Below are 1,516 nucleotides of genomic sequence, written 5' to 3'. Positions count from 1 at the left end.
TGGCCTCCTGAATTTGGTTGTTTTTTTGTCTCATAAACTTATTATAACCTTTATTCATGGGGTTCCTCAAGCTTTTTCTTTACTAATTTACTACTTTTTTTATGCAACGACAGGGTTAATTAAGGAGTTCCCAGGTTTTTTTCAGCCTTGATAATGGCTAAAAGACCGGCATGAAGATTTTGAATGATTTTGGATTCTGAAATTCCGAGTCTTTGGCGATTACTGATATCAAACATGGCATTCTCAACCTTTGTTTTTTCCCCGCCGGTTCCCCGGATTTGAAGATTATAGCCCTTAACAATACCATGGAGAAGGTCTTTGTTCTGTTCAAGTTTTTCAAGTTGGATGTGTACGCCGGCCCTCATGGATGTGCCGATGTTTGTGGGACAGGATGTCAGGTATCCGTATGTCTCATCCCGGGAAAAAGCAAGGCTTTGGTTTAATGCCGAAAGCGCTCTGGAAAGGCGGTTATAAACACTTGAAATATCTGATGTTCTTTCCAGGCCGATGACCCTTAAGTGATCTTCTTCATTAACCCAGACCATAAACCGTTTGTCAAAAGAGTGAAATACGCCCCTGCATTTGGGGAAATCAGAATTGATTCCTGCTGCATCCTGAAACCGGTCTCCTTTTTGGAACCACAAGTTTTCCTTTTTAAGCTGTTTCAATTCTTTTTCATCAATAGGTTCAAAGGAATAATATTTCCCTTTAAGATCATCTTTTAACCGATCCAAAGCTGAAATAATCTTTTTTTCAAGTTTGCGGCGTTGGGATAAAGAGATGTGACAGGGAAAGCTGAATCCTTCCAGGTTCCTGGCAACCCTTACCCGTGTGGATTTAATATATTTTTTTTCCGGATCAAGGCTGGGAAGCATAAGCGGGCTGATATCCGGTTTATGGTTTTTGTCTTTTGAAAATCCATGGTATTCACAAATGATCGGATCAAAAAGCAGCGAAAAGGTTCTATAGGACTGGGCATCTCCGGCATAAATACCAATGGAACTGTCCCAATTTTTTATCCCGGAATTGATGGCCTGCGCCAGGGTAAATCTTGAATCAGTCTTCTGGTGTTCAAGGGCATTAAAAATTTCCAGCGACAAATATTTTTTTACAAGACAATTGGATCTTTCTGGAAAAATAGGCGGATTCAAAAGCAGTTAACTTTCATGTGAGGAAGACTGGGATGAGATGCCCCTTGCAAGCGTTGCCTGGATTTTGTCCAGGACAAGGCAGTCTGCATGACATTTTGGAAGCTCTGATTTGTTCTCACAATTGAGGCACGGGCTTTTGATCAAATACCCGATTTCAAAATCAAACAAATCTCTATTAACAATAGTTTCCATAGCTAAATTATTTTTCGATTCTTAACCCTGTCGTTGCATAAAAAAAGTAGTAAGTTAGTAAAGAAAAAGCTTGAGGAACCCCATGAATAAAGGTTATAATAAGTTTATGAGACAAAAAAACAACCAAATTCAGGAGGCCACCTCAAGTGAAGTCCAGTAAAGCACAAATTTAT

At 39.5% G+C, this 1,516-nt stretch carries 2 protein-coding genes; both read right to left on the bottom strand.

Annotated elements, in window-relative coordinates; translation table 11 throughout:
• Nucleotides 1-119 precede the first annotated feature (119 nt).
• Nucleotides 120-1,151 (bottom strand): phosphagen kinase, encoded by a 1,032-nt coding sequence (locus HGJ91_RS09490; RefSeq protein ID WP_291347499.1) that lies wholly within the window; start codon nucleotides 1,149-1,151, stop codon nucleotides 120-122.
• 6 nt (nucleotides 1,152-1,157) lie between these two features.
• Nucleotides 1,158-1,343 carry a hypothetical protein gene (locus HGJ91_RS09485; RefSeq protein ID WP_291347497.1) on the bottom strand — a complete coding sequence of 62 codons (186 nt, stop codon included), beginning with the start codon at nucleotides 1,341-1,343 and terminating at the stop codon, nucleotides 1,158-1,160.
• Nucleotides 1,344-1,516: the final 173 nt, after the last annotated feature.

The sequence above is a fragment of the Desulfobacula sp. genome (genome assembly GCF_014237455.1).
In the GTDB taxonomy this organism is placed as follows: Bacteria; Desulfobacterota; Desulfobacteria; order Desulfobacterales; family Desulfobacteraceae; genus Desulfobacula.
This window is presented reverse-complemented; position numbering and strand designations above follow the sequence as displayed.

Coding starts and splice junctions, on each gene's coding strand:
- HGJ91_RS09485 (WP_291347497.1), bottom strand. CDS start 1,343: ATGGAAACTATTGTTAATAGAGATTTGTTTGATTTTGAAATCGGGTAT.